Consider the following 19,260-nt stretch of genomic DNA (forward strand, 5'->3'; position numbering starts at 1 on the left):
CTTCCCACACACTCTAGCTCAGCACTGACAGACGCCCATGAACGAAGCAAAAAACGACGTCCCTGAGAGTCCGCCCAGCCTCCAGACCGAGTCTCACGAACTCCAGCGTAAAGATTTCGCCAGCGATCAGGACTATGCGCTGCACTGCCTGCGCCACTCCTGCGCCCATGTGCTGGCCCAGGCCGTGTTGGAGTTGTTTCCGTCCAGCCGGCTGGGAGTCGGGCCGGCCGTTGAAAACGGCTTCTATTACGATATTGAAACGCCCCAGCCCCTGTCCGACGAGGATCTGGCCCGGATCGAAGAGCGGATGCGGGAGAACATTGCGGCCGATCATGCCTTTGTGCACGAGAACTGGTCGCGCCAGGAGGCCGAAGACTATTTCGGTCAGCGCGGCCAGACCTTTAAGCTGGAGATCATGCGTGATCTGGGGCTGGAGGACTGCTCGATCTATAAACAGGGCGATTTTGTTGACCTGTGCCGCGGCCCGCACGTCCAACACACCGGACAGCTGCCCCACTTCAAGCTGCTCAAGATTTCCGGCGCCTACTGGCGCGGGGACGCCCACAACGCGCAGATGCAGCGCATCTACGGCACCGTGTGGCAGACTGCGGAAGAGCTACAGAAGCACCTCGAGCGGCTGGAGGAGGCCGAGAAACGCGACCACCGGAAAATCGGTCAGGACATGGAACTGTTCGCTCTGTTTCCCTTCAGTCCGGGCTCTCCGGTTCTGCTGCCGAACGGCCTGACCGTCTACAAGCTCTTGCAGGACCGTATGGGCCGGCTGCTCAAGGCCGAGGGCTATCAAGAGGTGCGGGGACCGGTGCTGTGTCACCAGAGCCTGTGGCAGACCTCGGGCCACTGGGAAAAATTCAAAGACAATATGTTCTTGATAGAGCAGGAGGGTGGCGCGTATGGGCTGAAGCCGATGAACTGCCCGGTCCATATGAGCATCTTCAAGATGAAGACCAAGAGCTACCGCGACCTGCCGTTTCGTATCCACGACGAGAGTACCCTGCACCGCAACGAGCTGTCCGGGACCCTGGCCGGCCTTGCCCGTCTGCGCATGTTTCATCAGGACGATACGCATATCTTTGTCGCCAAGGAGCAGGTTCCGGCCGAGATCGAACGGCTGCTCAACATGGTCGCCCGGGTCTATTCCGCCTTTGACCTGGAGTATTCGTGCAAATTCTCAACCCGGCCCGATAACTTCATGGGTGAACAGAGCCTGTGGGATATGGCCGAAACCACCCTCCAGACCCTGCTCGAAGACAAGCACATCCCCTATCAGATCGACCGGGGCGGGGGAGCCTTCTACGGGCCGAAGATCGATATCGATGTCAAAGACACCCTTGGCCGGGCCTGGCAGCTGGCCACCACCCAGGTCGATTTTCAGATGCCGCAACGCTTCGAGCTGAAATACGCCGCTGCCGACGGCTCGCTGCAAACGCCGGTCGTCATCCACTCCGCCATCTATGGTGCGATCGAGCGGTTCATGGCCCTGCTGATCGAAAACTGTGCCGGCCAGTTTCCGGTCTGGCTGGCCCCCGAACAGGCCAGGGTCTTGCCGGTCAGTGATCGCTTCCAGGACTACGGCGACGAGGTGTGCCGGCGCCTGGTCGACCACGGCTTGCGGGCGACCCTGGATACCAGCTCCGAGACCCTGTCGGCCAAGATTCATAAGGCCCACCCCTACCGTATCCCGTATCTGCTGATTGTCGGCGGCAAAGAGGTCGCCAACCAGACCGTGTCGGTACGCACCAGAGCCTCGCGCAAGAACGAGGTGGTCGGCGTTGAGCAGTTCATCGCCCGACTGCAAGAAGAAGACCGCCGCGGCTTTGACTAGACGTGTCCGTCGTGCAGCCCCTCCACACACCGCCCCGGCTGCGGCCCGGTGATCGTATCGGGATCATCTCTCCGGCCGCCGGGGTGGACGCGGAACGGCTGCGCCGCGGCTGCCGGGCCGTAGAGGAACTGGGCTTTGTCGTCCGGCTCGGCGAGCATGTCCTGGCCCGCCACCGCTTTTTGGCCGGCACCGATGCGCAGCGCGCCCACGAGCTGTCGGCCATGTTCCATGACCCCACGGTACAAGCGATCTTCTGCTCCCGGGCCGGCTATGGAAGCGGACGTCTGCTGCCCCGGCTTGATTTTCGGGCTCTGGCCCAGCGGCCGAAGATTTTTCTCGGCTATAGCGATGTGACGCTGCTGCTGAACGCCCTTGTGCAACAGGCAGGACTGGTGTGCTTTCACGGCCCTCTAGTGGCGGGCGAGTTTGCCGACGGCCTGTCGGCCGGCTCCCGCTCCCACCTGCTGGGCCTGCTCAGTCACGGCACCGGCCAGGCGCGTCTGACCTTCCCCACGGCGATCCGGCCGGGGGTAGCCGAAGGGCGTTTGTTGGGCGGCTGTCTGTCCGTTCTGACGGCAAGCCTGGGCACGCCGTTTGCGATCGAGACACGGGGCTGTGTGCTGTTTCTTGAGGATGTCGGCGAGCGGCCGTACCGGGTGGACCGGATGCTGACCCAGCTCAAACAGGCCGGCAAGCTCGACGGGCTGGCCGGAGTGATCTTCGGCGAGATGAGCCGCTGCTGGGAAGAGCCGGGCGAGCTAAGCCCGCTGCTGGCCGTGGTTGAGGATGTTTTTGCCGACTCCGCCTATCCGGTTGGTTTTGGCCTGCCGGCCGGACACGGGGGGGAGAATTTTGCCCTGCCGCTCGGAACGCGGGTGCGTCTCGATACGGAGCGGCAGGAGCTGCGGTTTCTGGAGTCGGCCGTGATCTGAGAGGTGGTGCTCGGCCGACACTGCTGCCTGGGCTGGAAGAACTAGAGGGCGAGCGGCCAGACGCTTGAGGGCAGGCCGAGGCTAAGGGAGAGGCGAGGGTGGATTTCTCTTCGGTAGACAGACTGCTCACACGCGCAGTTCGACAAGGGGTGTTCCCCGGCGCCGCGCTCCTGGTGAGGCAGGCCGGCGAGGTCATCTACCGTCGGGCCTGCGGGCTGCGGTGCCGCGAGCCGCAGCCCGCGCCGATGACGGCCGAGACCGTTTTTGATCTGGCCTCGCTCACCAAGCCGCTGGCCACAAGTCTGGCCGTCTTCCTTTTGATTGCCCAAGAGCGGCTGCGCTTTACCGACCCGGTCAGCCGCTTTCTGCCCGATTTTCGGGGTGGGCAGAAAGACCGGGTGACGATCCGCCACCTGCTGAGCCACGCCTCCGGTCTGCCGGCCTGGCGTCCCTACTTCGAGGCGCTCAGCAGCGCAGAACACCGCGCTACTGAGAGACCCTTGCTGGCCACCCGCCTGGGCCGTGAATGGGTGTACGCCCAAATCCAGCGTGAACCGCTTGATGCTACGCCCGGCGAGCGGGCCGTATACAGCGATCTCGGCTTCATGCTGCTCGGCGCGCTTGTTGAACGACTGAGCGGACACGCCCTCGACGACTACTGTCGGCAGCATATTTTTGCTCCCCTGGGGCTGCCCGCCACGTCCTTTGTCAATCTGGAGGAGTCCAGTCCCGGCTTTGCGTCATGTGCCGCCACCGAACGCTGTCCGTGGCGCGGACGGGTGGTGTGCGGGCAGGTGCATGACGAGAACGCCTACGCCATGGGTGGGGTGGCGGGCCACGCCGGGGTGTTTGCAAACCTGGATGATGTGGACCGCTTGGTCGGCTGTCTGGTGGACTGCTATCATGGCCGACATGCTTTCCTGCCCGCCGCTCTGCTCCACGAGTGCTGGCAGCGTGACGCACGCGTACCCGGCTCGAGCCGAACGCTGGGTTGGGATACCCCCTCGGCTCAGGGCTCGAGCGCCGGCCAGCTGTTCTCCGTCCGCTCGGTCGGCCACCTCGGGTTTACCGGCACCTCGGTCTGGATCGACCTGGAGCGCCAGGTCCACGTTATTCTTCTCACCAACCGGGTACATCCCAGCCGTGACAATACTGCTATTCGGACCTTCCGCCCGCGCCTGCACGACGCCGTGCTGCGCGCCGTGCTGGGCAAAGATGAAGGCAGAGCGCTGAACGATGAATGAACGCACCCCCCACTCCCTGCCCCCCCAGGCTCACATCCACCTGATCGCCGTTGCCGGTGTCGGCATGGCGACGCTGGCCCTCATGCTCAAGGAACGCGGCTATCGGGTGACGGGTTCGGATCACGGTATCTACCCGCCGATGAGCGATGTGCTGGCTCAGGCGGATATTGCGGTGATGCTGGGCTATCATGCCCATAATTTAGATCCGCCGCCCGATCTGGTCGTGGTCGGCAATGCGGTGTCGCGCACCAACCCGGAAGTCCAGCGCCTGCTCGACACCCGGATTCCGTATGTGTCCTTCCCGCAGGCCGTGGCCGAGTTTTTCCTGGCCGATAAGCGTCCCCTGGTGGTTGCCGGGACACACGGCAAGACCACCACCACGGCGCTGCTGGCCTGGGTGCTGGAACGGGCCGGGCTCCAGCCCGGCTTTTTGGTCGGTGGGCTGAGTCAGAATTTCGGCCGGGGCTATCAGCTCGGGGCCGGCGCCTACTTTGCGATTGAGGGTGACGAGTACGATTCGGCCTTTTTTGACAAGGGACCCAAGTTTCTGCACTACCGACCCGAGGCGGTGTTGCTTAACGCGGTCGAGTTTGATCACGCCGATATCTACACCGATTTAGCCCACATCAAAGCGGCCTTTTGTCGTCTGCTCGACATTGTGCCGGCTACCGCCCCGGTCCTGATCTGTCACGACTTTCCCGCCGCCCTGGAGGTAGCGCGTTCGTACCGGGGTGAGTACGCCAGCTTTGGATTTCACCCCGAGGCCGACTGGCAGGTCGGCGATGCTGTTGACGACGGCAGCCGGTTTCACTTCAGCGCGATCCGCCACGGCCAGGAGCACGGCCGCTTTTCCCTGCCCTCAATGGGCCGCATGAACGTCCGTAACGCCTTGGGCGTGATCGCCCTGACCCACGCGCTGGGTCTGGCCGGCGAGCAGACCGCGCCCGGCCTGGCCAGCTTTGGCGGCGTGGCACGCCGCCAGGAACTGGTCGGAGAAGCGCGCGGGGTGACAATCATTGACGACTTCGCCCACCATCCGACCGCTGTGGCGGTGACTATCGAAGCTGTGCGGCTGCGCTACCCCGGGCGCCGTCTGTGGGCGGTCTTTGAGCCGCGCTCCAACACCTGCCGGCGACGGGTGTTCCAGCAGCCGCTCACCCGCGCCCTAGCCACGGCTGATCAGGTGGTGATTGGTCCCGTTTTCAGTAAACCCCAAGATCCGCTCGCCGGCCAGGACCTGTTCTCCCCGGCCGAGCTGGTCGCCGATCTTCGTGCGGCTGCAAAGAGCGCCTATCCGGGGCGCAGCGTGGATGAAATCTGTGCCTTTCTGACTGACACCTGCCGGCCGGGCGACGTGGTGCTGATCATGTCGAACGGGGCGTTTGGCGGGCTGCCGCGCAAATTGCTGGCTGCGCTGGAGGAAAAGACCGCCGCCGCCGACGGGTGAGAGGCCCGGGCCGGTAGCCTCAGACACTCTCCGGTGCGGCCTGTTTGCAAAAGGGTTCTTCCTCGCTCCGTTCGATCTGGAGGGTCGCGTGGTCAATGCCAAAGCGGTCGCGCAGACGGTGCGAAATCTGGTGTACGAAGCTGTCATCGGCCCAGCGACGGGGAACGACCAGATGGGCGGTCAGGGCCACCTCGGTCGTGCTCATCGCCCAGATATGCAGATCGTGGACTGTGGCCACGTCCGGCAGGCCGCTCAGATAGGTTTCGACCGCCACCGGATCAATCGTGTCGGGCACCGAATCCAGGGCCAAGTTGACCGAGTCGCGCAGCAAGCCCCAGGTGCTCATCAGAATCAGCGCACTGATGAGCAGACTGATCGTCGGGTCCAGCCACAGCCAGCCCGTCGTCATAATGGCGAGGCCGGCAATCACCACGCCCAGCGACACCCCGGCATCGGCCGCCATGTGCAAATACGCGCCCCGAATATTCAGGTCGTGTTTGCGGCCCGACACAAAGAACAGCGCCGTGGCCGTATTGATCACCACCCCAAGTCCGGCCACCATGATAATCGTCCCCCCGCTCACCGGTCGCGGAGTGGACAGCCGCCCAATCGCCTCCCAGGCAATCCCGCCCAGGACCAGCAGCAGCAGCAGGGCGCTGAGAAGCGAGGCCAGAATCGTCGCCCGCCGAAACCCATAGCTGCGTCTGGGGGTGGGTTTGCGGGTGGCCAGGATGCTCGCCCCCCAGGCCAGCAGCAGGCTCAACACATCGCTCAGGTTGTGTCCGGCGTCGGCCACCAGCGCCAGTGAGCCGGTCAGCACGCCGTAGGTCGCTTCCACACCCACAAAGACGATATTGAGCGACACCCCCAGGCTGAAAGCCCGGTTGTAGTTGGGGGTATCGTGTTGATGCGCCATAGCGAATGAGTGGTTGGCGAGCAACGAGAGACGGCTCAGTGCAGTTCCATCCCGCCGTCTACATTCATGGCCTGACCGGTCACATTTTCCGCGCTGGCCAGATACACCGCCAGCTGGCCGATGTCGGCCGGTGTCTGAGCCCGACCCAGGGGAATCAGGGTCGTCAGGTAGCGCTGCCAGGCGTCTTCTTTTGTTTCGTCGCCGCGTTTCATGGTCTCGGCCAGGTACTCCCACATCTGGGTACGGAGAATGCCGGGGCAGATCGCGTTGACCCGGATGTTGGCCGAGGCGAGTTCTTTGGCCAGGGAATTAGTAAACCCCACCACCGCAAACTTTGACCCGCAGTAGTGCGATAAGCCCGCCGCGCCGTTCTTGCCGGCCACCGAGGCAATATTGATAATGCAGCCGTCTCCCCGTGCTTTCATGGCCGGGATGGCGGCCTGGCAGGACAGAAACACGCCTTTGACATTGACGTCAAACGTCAGATCCCAGGCTTCTTCGCTCATCGTCTCGACCTGGGCGATATTCACCACCCCGGCGTTACAGACCAGGATATGGAGAGCGCCCAGCTGCTCGCGCGTGTCTGCCACCATGCGCTGGGCGTCGGCTTTTTTGGTCACGTCGGCCTGCAGGGCGACCGCCCGTCGGCCCAGGCTTTTGATCGTTTCGACCGTCTCCTGGGCGGCGCTCAGCCCGCCGACGGCCGCACTTTGGTACTGCTGAGCGGGGCTGCTCAGCTGTTCGATGTCGGCAATCGCCACGTCGGCCCCGGCCTCGGCCAGGGCCAGGCTGATCCCGCGTCCGATCCCTCGGCCGCCGCCGGTCACCAGGGCGACTTTTCCGCTCAGTTGTGCCATGTGGTCTCCTTCCTGTGGGTGAGCCGGGCCTGCGGACCCAGCGAGATGACGGTGTTTGCAGGCTCATACAGCCGTCGATAGGTGCGATAGTTGCGGAGCACTTTTTTGACATAATTGCGGGTTTCGCGGTAGCTGATGTGTTCGACAAACTCGTCGGCTGCGGCGTCCGGGAAGCGGCTACGCCACTTTTCAACCGCGTCCGGCCCGGCATTATAGCCGGCGAGGCCCAGGATCAGATTGTCCTCATAGCGGCTGAGCAGCTGGCGGAGGTAGCGCGTGCCAAGGGCGATATTGCGGTCGGGGTCGGTCAGGCGCAGTTCCGCGCCCGGCAGGGGCTGGACCAGGCGTGCTGCGGTACTGGGCAGCAGCTGCATCAGACCGTAGGCGCGGGCCCGCGATACAGCCTGCGGGTCGAACAGACTCTCCTGACGGATCAGGGCCAGGATCAGGTACGGGTCGAGCCGCTGGGCTTGGGCGTGGGCTTGGAGGACATCCCAGTAGGCCAGCGGAAAGTCGTAGCGCCGGCGTTTGCCGACCGTCAGGGCGCGGGCCAGCCGCAGGGCTCGATTATGGTCTTCCAGCCGGTGGTACTCGGCCAGGAAAAATTGACGAAAGGCCGGGCTGTTGGGGGCGGCCTGGTGGAGCCGGTCGAGTTCGCGTCGGGCGAAGTCGATGAGCCCCAGCCGGGACAGGGCTTGGCTGCGCCGGTAGTAGGTGGCCAGACGCGCCGAGAGCGCTGGATGCTTGACCGTGGGCTGGGCTCCCAAGGCCAGCGGCCGGGGCGGGTGGCCGAGGCGTTTTTCCGCCCATAAGGCGTAGTAGCCCTCGGCCTCATCCTGGACCAGCCGGCGATACAACGCCTTGGCCCGGTCGTGCTTGGCCTGTTTGTCGAGGCTGCGCGCCTGCCAGTACAGGGCGCTGCGCGCCTCCGGGCTGTTGGGGACCAGGCGGATAAGGCTGGCAAAGCCCCGCTCGGCCTGGTCGAAATCTCCACGCTGATAGGCCATCCAGCCCTGACGCCAGCGTCCGTCCCGAGCCACTGTGGTGGCGGGAAAGCGCTCGGCCAGCAGTTGGTAGATGTGACTGGCGCGCGCATCGTCCTTGTGGGTCTGATGGATGCGACCGACGGCGTACAGGGCCTCGGCCGCCAGCTTGTGGCGCGGGAATTGCTCGGCCAGGCGCTCAAACAGGGCTAGCGCCTGCTCGTCCTGATCGGTATTCCACAGCAGTCTGGCCCACGCATATAAGGCCCTGGCGCTGTTCGGGGCGCGCTCGGCCAGGGTTTGCAGAGCCGTGGCCGCATCTTCGATCCGGTCCTGGGCCTGATAGATTTTGGCTGTGGCACGGAGTTCTTTGGCCGACAGCTGGCCGAGCGAGAAGTGCTGCTCGAACTGCTGACTCAGGGCTGCCAGAGCCGGGCGGTCGGCCTCCAGGGCGAGCAGCTGCATTTCTTCAATATAGCCCGCCGAATCTGTGGGACGAAATCCCTCGGACGCCCGGCGGAGCCGCACGACGTGCGTTTTAGCGGCGTGACCGACGCTGGACAGCGCGGCCGTGCGGCGCAGCTGTTGATACAAGTCATAGGCCCTGTGGGCTTGGCCGGCGTGTTCCCGGGCCTGGGCCGCAACAAGCGTCGCCGCGTGCCGAACCGTCTCCGGTGCCGCCTCGGCGCTGCGGGCGCGGTCGGCATGGCGGACGACCGCAGTCCAGTTTTTTTTCGCCTGGGCCAGCCGGGCCAGAGCCAGGCTGGCGTGGGCCTGCCAGGGGCTGATAGGGTGCTCTTCCAGCAAACGCAGCCAGGTGTGTTGTGCCCGGGCGGGCTGGCCGGTCTCGAGCTGGGCCTGGGCCAGGTAGTACAGGCTGTAGTCGGCCAGGAGCGGGGAGGCCGCTACGGCCTGCTCCAATACAGGCAGGGCCTGGACAAAGCGGCCGTCCTGGACCGCCCGGTAGCCCTGGCCAAAGAGCTGGCCGGGGGTGGCCGGTGTCTGGCTGCGGCCCAGGTCGGCAGACCAGGCCCAGGTCAGATAGGCCAGACACATCAGGCACGCCAGCAGGGGAGTGAGCCTCAGGCCGAGGCTCGGTTTTTCTTGGGATGTTGAGGAAGATGACATTTCCTATTATTCTCGGTTCGTCATAGCAAAAAAGAGACGAGGACGCGAACGCATGTGGACGAAAAACGGTGAACACAAACCGCGACCGGGCTGGCTGGCGGTGGGCTGTGTGCTTCTGCTGCTGGGCTGTAGCTCGATCCCGGGTTTCCGATCTGAACCCGAAGACGAGGGCGCTGATGTGGGCCAGCGGCTGTATCTGCAAGTCTCGCCCGAAGAGGCACTTGATATCCTGACCGCGCTTGCCCCGGAACACGGCTGGGAGGTCAAAAGCATCGGCAACCAGTATGACCTGACCGGACCGCGCGGCAAATATTTCCGTCTCGAAACCCAACGGCTGATCGGTGGCGCGTCCGAAATGAGCGGGGTGTTTTTCGGCGACCCCAAGGGCAGCTATGTCCTGGTCGGCAAGCGGGAGATGGGCTTGCCCGAAGACCTGGTCGCTCCGCTCAAGTCGGCCATCGAGGCTGAGTCAGGCGCCGAAGCGCCGCAGCCGTAGCGAGTTGCTGATGACCGACACCGAGCTGAGGGCCATGGCCAGGGCGGCCAGCATGGGATTAAGCAAGACCTGGAAGAACGGATACAGCACGCCTGCGGCAATCGGAATACCGGCCACATTATAGGCAAAGGCCCAGAACAGATTCTGCTTGATCAGCCGCATGGTGCGGCCGGACAGGCGGAGCGCCGTCACCACCGAACCGAGGTCAGCCCGGACCAGGGTGATATCTGCGGCGTCCATGGCCACATCCGTGCCTGTGCCGAGAGCGATGCCGACATCGGCCTGGACCAGGGCCGGGGCGTCGTTGATGCCGTCTCCGACCATACCGACGACGTGCCCGTCGGCCTGCAAGCGCGTGATCTCGGCAGCCTTGTCCTGGGGCAGCACCTCGGCCACGACCCGGTCGATGCCGGCCTGGCGGGCAATCGCCTCGGCCGTGGGCTGCCTGTCCCCGCTGAGCATCACGATGTCCAGGCCCAGCTGACGCAGCTGTGCCAGGCTGGCCACAGCCTCGGGTCTGAGCCTGTCGGCCACGCCGATCAGGCCGACGGCCCGGCCGTCCATGGCTACAAACAGAGGCGTTTTTCCCGACTCGGCGAGCTGCTGGGCGTCCGTCTGAAGCCGACCGATGTCAACTGCCCGTTCGTGCAGCAGACGCTGGGTGCCGAGCAGGACGGCCCGGTCTCCGAGCCTGCCGCTCACCCCCTGACCCGGCAGGGCGGTAAAAGCCTGCGCCTCGCTCAGGGTCAGCCGCTGGGCCTGGGCGTGGCGGACAATCGCCTGGCCGAGCGGATGTTCGCTCGTGCGTTCCAGGCTGGCCGCCACCCGCAGTAGCTCGGTTTCCGCCATGCCCGGCGCAATCACGTCGGTCACCTCCGGCTGACCGGTGGTCAGGGTGCCGGTCTTGTCGAAGACCAGGGTGGTCAAGCCTTGGGCTCGCTCCAGGGCCTCGCCGCTCTTGATCAGCACCCCGTGCTGAGCGCCCCGGCCGGTGCCGACCATGATGGCGGTCGGGGTGGCCAGGCCCAGCGCGCACGGACAGGCAATAATCAGCACGGCGACAAAGTTCATGACCGCAAGAGACAGCGGTCCCCACACCAGCCAGACGACAAGGGTCAGGCCGGCCAGGCCGATGACGCTTGGCACGAAGTAGGCCGCGATGGTATCGGCCAGGCGCTGGATCGGGGCTTTGGTGGTCTGGGCGTGGCGGACGAGGCGGACGATCTGGGCCAGCCGGGTGTCCTGCCCAACATGGGTCGCCTCAAAGGTAAACGCGCCGGTCTTGTTCAGGGTCGCCCCCACCACCGGCTGTCCGGCCCGCCGGTCAACCGCCAGGCTCTCCCCGGTCAGCATGGACTCGTCAATCACCCCGGTTCCGCTGAGGATCAGACCATCGACCGGGATCTGTTCGCCCGGGCGGACCGCGATGTGGTCGCCGACCCGGACCTCGGCCAGCGGCACTTCGCTCTCGCCTCCGTGGTGGACGAGGCGGGCGGTCTGCGGCTGTAAGTCGAGCAGGCCCCGGATGGCGTCGGCCGCCCGTCCCTTGGCCCGGGCTTCCAGAAAGCGGCCCAACAGAATGAGGCTGATAATCATGGCTGCGGTTTCAAAATAGACCTGGGGCGTCTGGCCGGCGGCGACGAACAGGCTGGGCGCCAGGGCCGCCACCGCACTATAGCTGTAGGCTGCCGAGGTGCCGACCGCGATCAGTGTGTTCATGTCGCTCGTGCCGTGGCGGGCCGCGTTCCAGGCGCCAGTATAGAACTGCCGGCCGAGCCAGAATTGGACCGGCGTGGTGAGGAGCAGGAGCACCAGGGGATGACTGAGGAACGGCAGGCTCAGCATTGAGCCGAGCATGATCAGGCTGCTCAGGCCGGCGCTGAGGCCGAGCGTGCGTTTCAGCGCGGACAGCTCGGCCTGCTGGTGTTGGTCCAGACTGACCTGGTCGTGCTGCTCAAGGGCTTCAAAGCCGACCGACTGAATGGCCGAGCTGAGGGCGGCCGGGCCGGTCTGGTCGGGCTGGTATGCAATCAGCGCGTCTTCGCTGGCCAGACTGACGCTGGCCCGCACGACCCCGGGGGTAGCCAGCAGAGCGCGTTCGACCTTGCCCACACACCCGGCGCAGTGCATGCCGCGAATCCCGACGACTGTTGTTGTTGGCTCGTGCTCCACAAGCGGTTCGGCTGCCATGATGTTTCACCCTCCCTATACATCCTGCTCCCGAGCGCCAAGGTCAAGGCCCGTTGTTTGACCCGGCCTGGGGGCTGTGTCAGACTGCCGGGTCAGGTATGCAGTCCTGCCTGGAAGAGAGGACACACCATGGCCGATACCAAAACCGTTGCTGTCGTATGCGGTGATACGCGCGTCGATGCCCAGCTGCCGGACCGCACCGCGCTGCTGCGCTCCCCGGCGCCGCTGCCCGCGCTGGCCGATCCCCAGGCCGCGATTCGAGCCGCCCTGGCGCGTCCGATTCAGCATGAGCCGATCACCAAGCTGGTCGGTCCGGCCTCAAAGGTCACGATTGCCTTTGACGATCCCGTGATCCCCCAGATTCCGATGAAAGCCCCCGACTTTCGGGCCCTGGCCATTCCGATTCTGCTCCAGGAACTCGACAAGGCCGGTGTCCAGCGCCACAACATCAGCCTGATCTGCGCCAACGCCCTGCACCGCAAATGGACGACGAGCGAGCTGGCCACCATCCTCGGGCCTGAGATCGCCAATACCTTTGGGCCGAGCCGCCTGTTTTGCCATGACGCCGAAGACCCCGACAACCTGGTCGGCCTGGGCGAGACCCACCGCAGCATCGAGGTCGAGGTCAACCGGGCGGTCCTGGACTCCGATCAGGTCTTTTACGTCAACATCACCAGCCTGCCGTTTCACGGCGGCTGGAAGTCGGTGGCGATTGGCCTGAGTTCCTTTCGCTCGATTCGCCATCACCACCGGCCGTTCCGGGCGGCCAGCGGCAAGTCGGTCATGGACGCCAAGCGCTCGGCGTTCCAGAAGCTGGTGGGAGAAATCGGGGCGGTCATTGACCGGGCGCTGGCCGCCAAGGGACGCCGCATCTTCACCCTCGAATCGGTCCTCAACAGCGCCCAGCCGGCCGAGCTGACGGCGGTCTTCGCCGGCCACATCCCCGAGGTCCACGAGCGGACCCTGGACAAGCTGTACGAGCAGCAGGTGCTGTCCGTGCCCCAGCAGACCGATGTCGGCATCTTCGGCATTCCCAACCAGACCTACTATGCCAACCTGTCCACGACCAACCCGATCCTGATCCGCAACCAGGCCCTGTCGTACAGTTTCGGCCTGTACCAGCAGCGCCCCCTGATCCGTGAGGGCGGGATCGGGATTTTTGTCAATCCGTGCCGGTCCGGCTTTCACGCCCGTCACCATCCCTCTTATATCGAGCTGTACGACGAGCATCTGTCCGAGACCCAGGACCCGTTTGAGCTGTGGGAGGTGTACGCCGACGATTTTGCCCACCGGCCCGAGTATGTGCACAAATACCGCTACGCCTACGGCTTTCACGGCGCACATCCGCTGATTTTATGGGGTCAGGGCGCGTTTCCGCTCAAACATATGGGACGCGCCTTTCTGGCCGGCGCCGAAGACCCCGAGGCTGCCCGGCGGGTCGGCTTTGAGCCCTTTGCCACGCTTGAGGAGGCGGTTGCCGAGGCCGAGGCGTGTCTGGGCAAGGACTGCACGATTGCCCATCCGTCAATGCCGCCGATGTTTGTCAGCGCAGTGGGCGCCTGAGCTGCCGGCCTAGTCGAAGCGCGCGCGGTAGATGCGTTGGCGTCGGGAGCTGTCGGCCAGCTTGCGGAACAGCCGGCCCCGAAAGACCATCAGGACGTACAACAGCCCGGCGTTCAGGGCGGCTACCAGCAGGGCTGCCGGCGAGCCTGACAGCAGGCTGCCGAACAGAGTCGGAAAAGACAGCCGGCCGATCTCCAGCGGCGCGGCCAGGATCGACACCGGCAGCACGACCGCCGACACCAGAGCCAGCCCGACCAGCGGGACAAACCACTCCACCCCGTTGTCCCACAGAAAATCCAGACTTTCCTGGAGCATGGCGAAGCCGGTGCTGCGGCCCTGATAGATGATCTCGGGGATCGGGTTCAGAATGATCAGCAGGACCAGGTTGATAATGGACAAGACGGTCTGCGAAGACTGGCCCGGCACGACCAGAATGCCGAGCAGGGTACGCAGGATGAACACGAAGAACAGAATGCTGATGACCGAGCCCCAGTACGGTCGCCAGCTGTCGAGCAGCTCTCGGGGCTGGACGCGGTTGCCCTGCACGACCTCGGCAATGAAGTAGAGATACGAGCCGCTGCACATGGCCACCACAAAACCCAGGATAAAACCGCCGACCAGGCCCAGCGGGGCGGCGAAGACGGATGTCACGAGCAGGATCAGCAGATACACAAAGGGCAGCAGGACGACCCACCAGGCGCGCTGAATTCTTTGCCAGGTTTCGAGGGCGGCGGTGGCGTACAGGCGCAGCGTGGCCCGGATCAGGGCGGCCCAGTCCATAGTCTGTCCGATCTTGTCCGATCTATGGGTAGGGCGTTCCCCAGCGATCCTGGAACGTGACCTCTTCGAGTCCCAGCCGCGATACCGGACCGAACTTGCCGATGGGATAGCCGACCGGCAGGATGGCAAACGTCTCGGCGTTGTCGGGCAGTTCCAGGATGCGTTTGACCTCGTCTTCATACAGCAGGTGGCGCGTCGTCAGCGTCGCGCCCAGACCGAGGCCGCGGGCGGCCAACAGCATGTTCTGGATGGCCGGATAGATGGACGCGCCCGACATTTTTGGCAGACCGATGGACGCGGCAAAATCACCCACCAGACAGCCGACAATCAGAACCGGCGCCTCGTGAAAGTGCTCGGTCAGGTAGACGACCGCTCTCAGCATGCGCTGTTTTTGCTGCTCGGTTTTGCCGGGTGGGGGCGGGTTGGACTCGTAGCGTGCCAACACCTGGTCGAGCGCCTTTTTGTACACGGCCTGGAGCTGCTGTTTGACGGCCGCATCCTTGACCACAATGAACCGCCAGTGCTGGACATCGCCCCCGCTGGGAGCGCCGAGCCCGGCGGCGATAATCCGTCGGATCAGGGCGTCGGGCACCGGGTCGGGTTTCAAACGGCGCATCGCCCGCATGGTGTGCAGGGCTTCAAACAGTCCAATTTCGTCCGCCATACAAGGCCCTCCTGTGAGGCTCTGCTTGTATCACGCGGGACAGCGGAAAGGAATTGCCGGTCGGGTGTCCTCAGAACAGGTGCAGCGACTGGGCCAGGATGGTGGCTATGGCGATTGGCGCCACATAGCGAATCAGGAACAGCCAGCCGCTGTACAGGCGCTGGCTCATCCCCCCGACCATGAACTCCTGGCGGCGTACGGTCTGACTGAGGACCCAGCCGGTGAAGATCGCGATCAGCAGGCCGCTCGTCGGTAGCATGTAGTTGGTGACAATACGGTCGGCCAGGCCAAAGAACCCGGCGCTCAGGTCTGAGGGAATGCCGCACAGGAAAATCACCCCGCCGATGAGCCAGGTCGCCCGGCTCCGGCTCCAGCCCATCTCGTCAATGCAGTAGGCGACCACGACCTCGAGCACGGAGATGGCCGAGCTGAGGGCGGCAAAGCTCAGCAGCACAAAGAAGACCAGGGCCAGCAGCTGTCCGGCCGGCAGCTGGGCGAACGCCGTCGGCAGGGTCTGGAAGATCAGCCCCGGCCCGGCGCTCGGCTCCAGCTGGAAGGTAAACACGAGCGGAAAAATCATAAAACCGGACAGCAGGGCGACCAGCGTGTCGCCGCCCGCAATATAAAACGCGGGCCGGACGAGGTCGGTGTCTTTTTGCAGATAACTGCCATAGGTGATCATGATCCCGCCCGCGATGCTGAGCGAAAAAAATGCCTGGCCCATGGCCTCCAGCACCGACCGGGCGGTCAGCTGATCCCAGCGCGGACTCAGCAGAAAGGCGATGCCCGCCCGCGCCCCGTCCGTTTGCACGGCATACACCAGCAGCCCGCACAGCATGACGAACAATAGCGGCATCATGATCTTGTTGCCGCGCTCCAGACCGCCCGCCACGCCGCGCACGACAACCACAACCGTGGCCAGCATGAAAACGGCGTGCCAGCCCATTTGGCTCAGGCCGCTGGTGGTCAGGTCGGTGAACAGGCCGCTAATGGTCTCGGCCGACTGCCCGGCGAAGCTGTTGGTGAGGGACAGGACGATGTAGTGCAACACCCAGCCGCCGACTACGGCGTAGTAGGACAGCACCACAAAGGACGCCGCCGCCGGCAGCCAGCCGGTCGAGGCCCAGGCCGAGCCCGGCCGCAGGGCTTGGAAGCTGCCGACGACGTTACGCTGAGTGTGGCGACCGATCAGAAATTCGGCCAGCATGACCGGAATGCCCACGGCCAGCACGCAGCCCAGATAGACCAGGACAAAGGCCGCGCCGCCGTTCTGGCCGGCAACAAACGAGAAGCGCCAGATGTTGCCCAGCCCGACCGCCGAGCCGATTGCGGCCAGGATAAAGCCGAATGAACCGGACCAGTTCCCGCGTGCCTGCGCCATGCGTGTCCCTCGCGGCCCGCCCGGCTACGCAGACGGGCTACAAAAGGGCGGAGGAAGACTCCGCCCGTCTCAGGCTTGGCTCTTCAGTCGGCCGGTTGGTATTTGATCAGCACCCGCGAGCCGTCGGCAAAGCCCGACCGGAAGCCGCTCTCGAACGACTGCCAGCCGCCGGGGTATTTCTGAGCTAGGCGCTCAAACAAGAGTGCGGTCAGCTCGGCATCGTTGACAATGGAGCCGGTGGCGTCAAAGGCCGGGCCGTCAGAGCTTCCCAGGGCGACCCTGGCTTTGGTGCGGCCAGCCTCGATCCGTCTGGCCCGGTAGGTCGTCTTGGGCGTTCCGACCCACACCGCTCCGTCGTGGTACATGTACCAGATCTCGGCCGGGCGACCCAAGTCGCCGCTCTTCCGCTCGGTCGCAATATAGGCGTAGGTGCTGGTGGTGAGGGCCTGCTCAAGCTCTGCCGAGAGTTCGACGGCGGACACCGGCTGAGACATGAGCAGCAGGCCGCTGAGGGTCAGAACGGTGCCTGCCAGGATAGTGCTTGCCCACACATGCCGCATGGTCTTCCTCCTGTTGTTATTCGGCTGCGAGTTCTTTGGCCGACTGAATCACCACTGGCGTGACGGGCACGTCGTCGTGCATGCCGCTGCGCCCGGTGGCCACCGCCTCGATCTGGCGCACCACGTCGAGACCCTCGACCACTTTGCCGAACACGCAGTAGCCAAAGTTGGCCTGGCCCTGGTGGTTCAGAAAGTCGTTGTCTTTGACGTTGATGAAGAACTGCGAGGTGGCCGAATCGACCACATTGGTGCGGGCCATGGCAAGCGTGCCGAGTTCGTTTTTGAGGCCGTTGGCGGCCTCGTTCTTGATGGGCGGCTTGGTGCTCTTCTGCTGCATGTCCGAACTGAAGCCGCCGCCCTGGATCATGAAGCCGGCAATCACCCGGTGAAAAATCGTGCCGTCAAAGAAGCCGTCGTTGACATAGCCCAGAAAGTTGCTGACGGTCTCGGGGGCTTCCTTGTCGTACAGCTCAATCTTGATCTCGCCCAGTGAGGTTGACAGGAGTACCATACCTCCTCCTTTTGCGTGTGCGCGACCGGCGCGGCCCTAGCCGTCGGTCGGTTCGACTGCTGCGACGACTCTGGCCGACTGAATCACAATCGGCTCCAGGGGCACGTCATCGTACATGCCGTGGCGTCCGGTCTGGACGCCTTCCATCTGTTTGACCACATCGAGACCCTCAATCACCCGGCCAAACACACAGTAGCCGAAATTGGCCTGGCTCTGGTGATCCAGAAAGGAATTGCGGGTGACGTTGATGAAAAACTGAGAGGTCGCGGAATGGGTGGCGTTGGTGCGCGCCATGGCGACCGTTCCCTCGTCGTTCTGGAGGCCGTTATCAGCCTCGTTTCTGATTGGCCGCTTGGTGTCTTTTTGTCGCATGTCCGGGCTGAAGCCGCCGCCCTGGACCATGAAATTGGGAATCACCCGGTGAAAGATCGTGTTGTCGTAAAAGCCGTCGTTGACATAGTCGAGAAAGTTCTTGACCGTCTCGGGCGCCTCTTCTTCGTACAGGCCGATCTTGATCTCGCCCATCGAGGTCGACAGAACGACGACCGGTCCGTCCGGTGGATCGGCCTCGGAACAGGCCGGCAGGCTGATGAGTAAAGCGCCGGTCAGAGCGATGATGCAGGCAACACTCCGCATACTGTGGTTCCCCTCTCGCGTTGCGGTTCGGGGCTTCTTGTATCCCAGCCAGGGGGGGAAGAAAAGACCCTGGCTGGCTGGGCTCGCTTTTGAAGTCACAGGGCAAAAGTCACAGGGCAAAAGTCAAATGTACAGACCTGAGGCACGGGTGGGCTACAGCCGCTCCAGGTAGGCGATCACGTCGCTGGCACGGACCACATCGCCGTATTTGGCCCCAATATCAAACACGTTGGCCTCGTGCGGCTCCTCGGCGCGGTCGCCGATGGCTTCGAGCGGCACGATGGGACGGAAGCCGTTGGCCAGAGCGTCCATCACCGTTGCCCGCACACAGCCGCTGGTCGTACAGCCGGTGACAATCAGGGTATCGACGCCCTTCATGGTCAGGGTTGAGGCCAGGTAGGTGCCGAAGAAGCCCGAGGCGTACTTCTTGACGATGACCAAGTCGTGGTCCTGGCGGTCGAGGCGCGGGTCGAGTTCGACCAGCTGGCTGCCCAGGGTCAGCAGGCGCAGCGACGGCACCTTTTCCGGCCACAAACCGGCGTCGTCCTGGCGGTGGGGGTCGTAGCCGACCACGGTAAAGATGATCGGTACGGCTTTGGCCCGGGCGGCCGCAATGAGCTGGTTTGTCGCCGCTACCTCGGCGTCAAGATTGCCGGCCAGGGGCGACTGTTCCGGGGCGGTGAATCCCAGCTGCAAATCGACCACGACCAGGGCCGGCTTTTTGCCGTAGCCGAGGGTATGGCCGAGCTGGGCGCGCTGGTAGATGGCGTGTTTGTCCTGTGGCATGGCTGCTTCTCATTTCCGCTGGGGTTTGGGAGCCATGAAAACCAGGACGGTCAGCCGGCCCGGACCAGGGTTGTGGAAGCCGTGCTCGGAGCCGGACGGAGCGAGCGCGATCTCGCCCGGACCGATGTCCCGGGTCTCGCTGCCGAGTTGGACGCGGCCACTGCCTTCGAGCACGTAATAGACCTTGTCCGAACCGGCATGGGTGTGAGGCGTCTGCTCCTGGCCGGGCTCAAAGCAGTACACGTCGCAGAACATCCGCTCGGTGGTAAACAGGTTGACCTTGTTCATCTTTTCGGCCGCAAACGCGACCTGGGCTGCTACGTGTTTGACACTGTCCATAGCT

At 64.3% G+C, this 19,260-nt stretch carries 18 protein-coding genes; 6 read left to right on the forward strand and 12 right to left on the reverse strand.

Going from position 1 to position 19,260, the window contains the following annotated elements; translation table 11 throughout:
- Positions 1–37: 37 nt before the first annotated feature.
- From thrS to mpl, 4 genes are all read left to right on the forward strand, one after another.
- Entirely contained in the window at positions 38–1,843 is a 1,806-nt protein-coding gene (gene thrS, locus J4F42_03725; GenBank protein MCE2484596.1) for a threonine--tRNA ligase, read from the forward strand.
- An 11-nt stretch (positions 1,844–1,854) separates the two neighbouring features.
- Positions 1,855–2,775, forward strand: a complete 921-nt coding sequence (locus J4F42_03730; protein ID MCE2484597.1) for an LD-carboxypeptidase — start codon at positions 1,855–1,857, stop codon at positions 2,773–2,775.
- 98 nt (positions 2,776–2,873) lie between these two features.
- Positions 2,874–4,019 carry a beta-lactamase family protein gene (locus tag J4F42_03735; protein MCE2484598.1) on the forward strand — a complete coding sequence of 382 codons (1,146 nt, stop codon included), beginning with the start codon at positions 2,874–2,876 and terminating at the stop codon, positions 4,017–4,019.
- The gene (gene mpl / locus J4F42_03740) at positions 4,012–5,466 is read left to right on the forward strand and encodes a UDP-N-acetylmuramate:L-alanyl-gamma-D-glutamyl-meso-diaminopimelate ligase (GenBank protein ID MCE2484599.1); all 1,455 of its coding nucleotides are present in this window, start codon (positions 4,012–4,014) and stop codon (positions 5,464–5,466) included. The genes J4F42_03735 and mpl overlap by 8 nt, the downstream gene beginning before the upstream one ends.
- 19 nt (positions 5,467–5,485) lie before the next feature.
- Here mpl and J4F42_03745 read toward each other — a convergent pair whose 3' ends face one another.
- Genes J4F42_03745 through J4F42_03755 form a run of 3 tightly spaced genes read right to left on the reverse strand, consistent with a single transcriptional unit; the run spans position 5,486 to position 9,350 of the window.
- Positions 5,486–6,382 (reverse strand): cation transporter, encoded by an 897-nt coding sequence (locus tag J4F42_03745; protein MCE2484600.1) that lies wholly within the window; start codon positions 6,380–6,382, stop codon positions 5,486–5,488.
- Between the two features lie 35 nt (positions 6,383–6,417).
- On the reverse strand, positions 6,418–7,239 hold the full coding sequence (locus J4F42_03750) for an SDR family oxidoreductase (GenBank protein MCE2484601.1): 822 nt from the start codon (positions 7,237–7,239) through the stop codon (positions 6,418–6,420).
- Entirely contained in the window at positions 7,227–9,350 is a 2,124-nt protein-coding gene (locus J4F42_03755) for a transglycosylase SLT domain-containing protein (protein ID MCE2484602.1), read from the reverse strand. Before J4F42_03755 ends, J4F42_03750 begins: the two co-directional genes overlap by 13 nt.
- A 52-nt stretch (positions 9,351–9,402) precedes the next feature.
- Here J4F42_03755 and J4F42_03760 point away from each other — a divergent pair, with 52 nt between their 5' ends.
- Complete coding sequence (locus J4F42_03760) at positions 9,403–9,846, forward strand: hypothetical protein (protein ID MCE2484603.1); 444 nt, start codon at positions 9,403–9,405, stop codon at positions 9,844–9,846.
- Here the strand turns inward: J4F42_03760 and J4F42_03765 are convergent.
- Entirely contained in the window at positions 9,820–12,036 is a 2,217-nt protein-coding gene (locus J4F42_03765) for a copper-translocating P-type ATPase (GenBank protein MCE2484604.1), read from the reverse strand. The two genes, J4F42_03760 and J4F42_03765, sit on opposite strands and share 27 nt — an antisense overlap.
- 129 nt (positions 12,037–12,165) lie before the next feature.
- Between J4F42_03765 and J4F42_03770 the strand changes: the two genes are divergently transcribed.
- Positions 12,166–13,599: a DUF2088 domain-containing protein gene (locus J4F42_03770; protein ID MCE2484605.1), complete on the forward strand. Its 1,434-nt coding sequence runs from the start codon at positions 12,166–12,168 to the stop codon at positions 13,597–13,599.
- Positions 13,600–13,608: 9 nt separating this feature from the next.
- On the opposite strand, the gene J4F42_03775 is transcribed toward J4F42_03770, so the two are convergent.
- The 8 genes from J4F42_03775 to J4F42_03810 all read right to left on the reverse strand — a co-directional run bounded on the left by J4F42_03775 (position 13,609) and on the right by J4F42_03810 (position 19,256).
- Positions 13,609–14,379 carry a hypothetical protein gene (locus J4F42_03775; protein MCE2484606.1) on the reverse strand — a complete coding sequence of 257 codons (771 nt, stop codon included), beginning with the start codon at positions 14,377–14,379 and terminating at the stop codon, positions 13,609–13,611.
- A gap of 22 nt (positions 14,380–14,401) precedes the next feature.
- Positions 14,402–15,043 carry a nitroreductase family protein gene (locus J4F42_03780; GenBank protein ID MCE2484607.1) on the reverse strand — a complete coding sequence of 214 codons (642 nt, stop codon included), beginning with the start codon at positions 15,041–15,043 and terminating at the stop codon, positions 14,402–14,404.
- 70 nt (positions 15,044–15,113) lie between these two features.
- Positions 15,114–16,424 (reverse strand): sodium-dependent transporter, encoded by a 1,311-nt coding sequence (locus tag J4F42_03785; GenBank protein ID MCE2484608.1) that lies wholly within the window; start codon positions 16,422–16,424, stop codon positions 15,114–15,116.
- An 83-nt stretch (positions 16,425–16,507) separates the two neighbouring features.
- A complete protein-coding gene (locus tag J4F42_03790; GenBank protein MCE2484609.1) occupies positions 16,508–16,984 on the reverse strand; it encodes a hypothetical protein in 477 nt (158 codons plus the stop codon).
- A gap of 16 nt (positions 16,985–17,000) precedes the next feature.
- Positions 17,001–17,495: a peptidyl-prolyl cis-trans isomerase gene (locus J4F42_03795; GenBank protein MCE2484610.1), complete on the reverse strand. Its 495-nt coding sequence runs from the start codon at positions 17,493–17,495 to the stop codon at positions 17,001–17,003.
- 36 nt (positions 17,496–17,531) lie between these two features.
- A complete protein-coding gene (locus J4F42_03800) occupies positions 17,532–18,131 on the reverse strand; it encodes a peptidyl-prolyl cis-trans isomerase (GenBank protein MCE2484611.1) in 600 nt (199 codons plus the stop codon).
- 153 nt (positions 18,132–18,284) lie between these two features.
- Positions 18,285–18,917 carry an isochorismatase family protein gene (locus tag J4F42_03805; protein ID MCE2484612.1) on the reverse strand — a complete coding sequence of 211 codons (633 nt, stop codon included), beginning with the start codon at positions 18,915–18,917 and terminating at the stop codon, positions 18,285–18,287.
- Positions 18,918–18,926: 9 nt separating this feature from the next.
- Positions 18,927–19,256: a cupin domain-containing protein gene (locus J4F42_03810; GenBank protein ID MCE2484613.1), complete on the reverse strand. Its 330-nt coding sequence runs from the start codon at positions 19,254–19,256 to the stop codon at positions 18,927–18,929.
- Between the last annotated feature and the right edge of the window lie 4 nt (positions 19,257–19,260).

It is taken from the genome of Desulfurellaceae bacterium (assembly GCA_021296095.1).
GTDB lineage: Bacteria > Desulfobacterota > Binatia > Bin18 > Bin18 > JAAXHF01.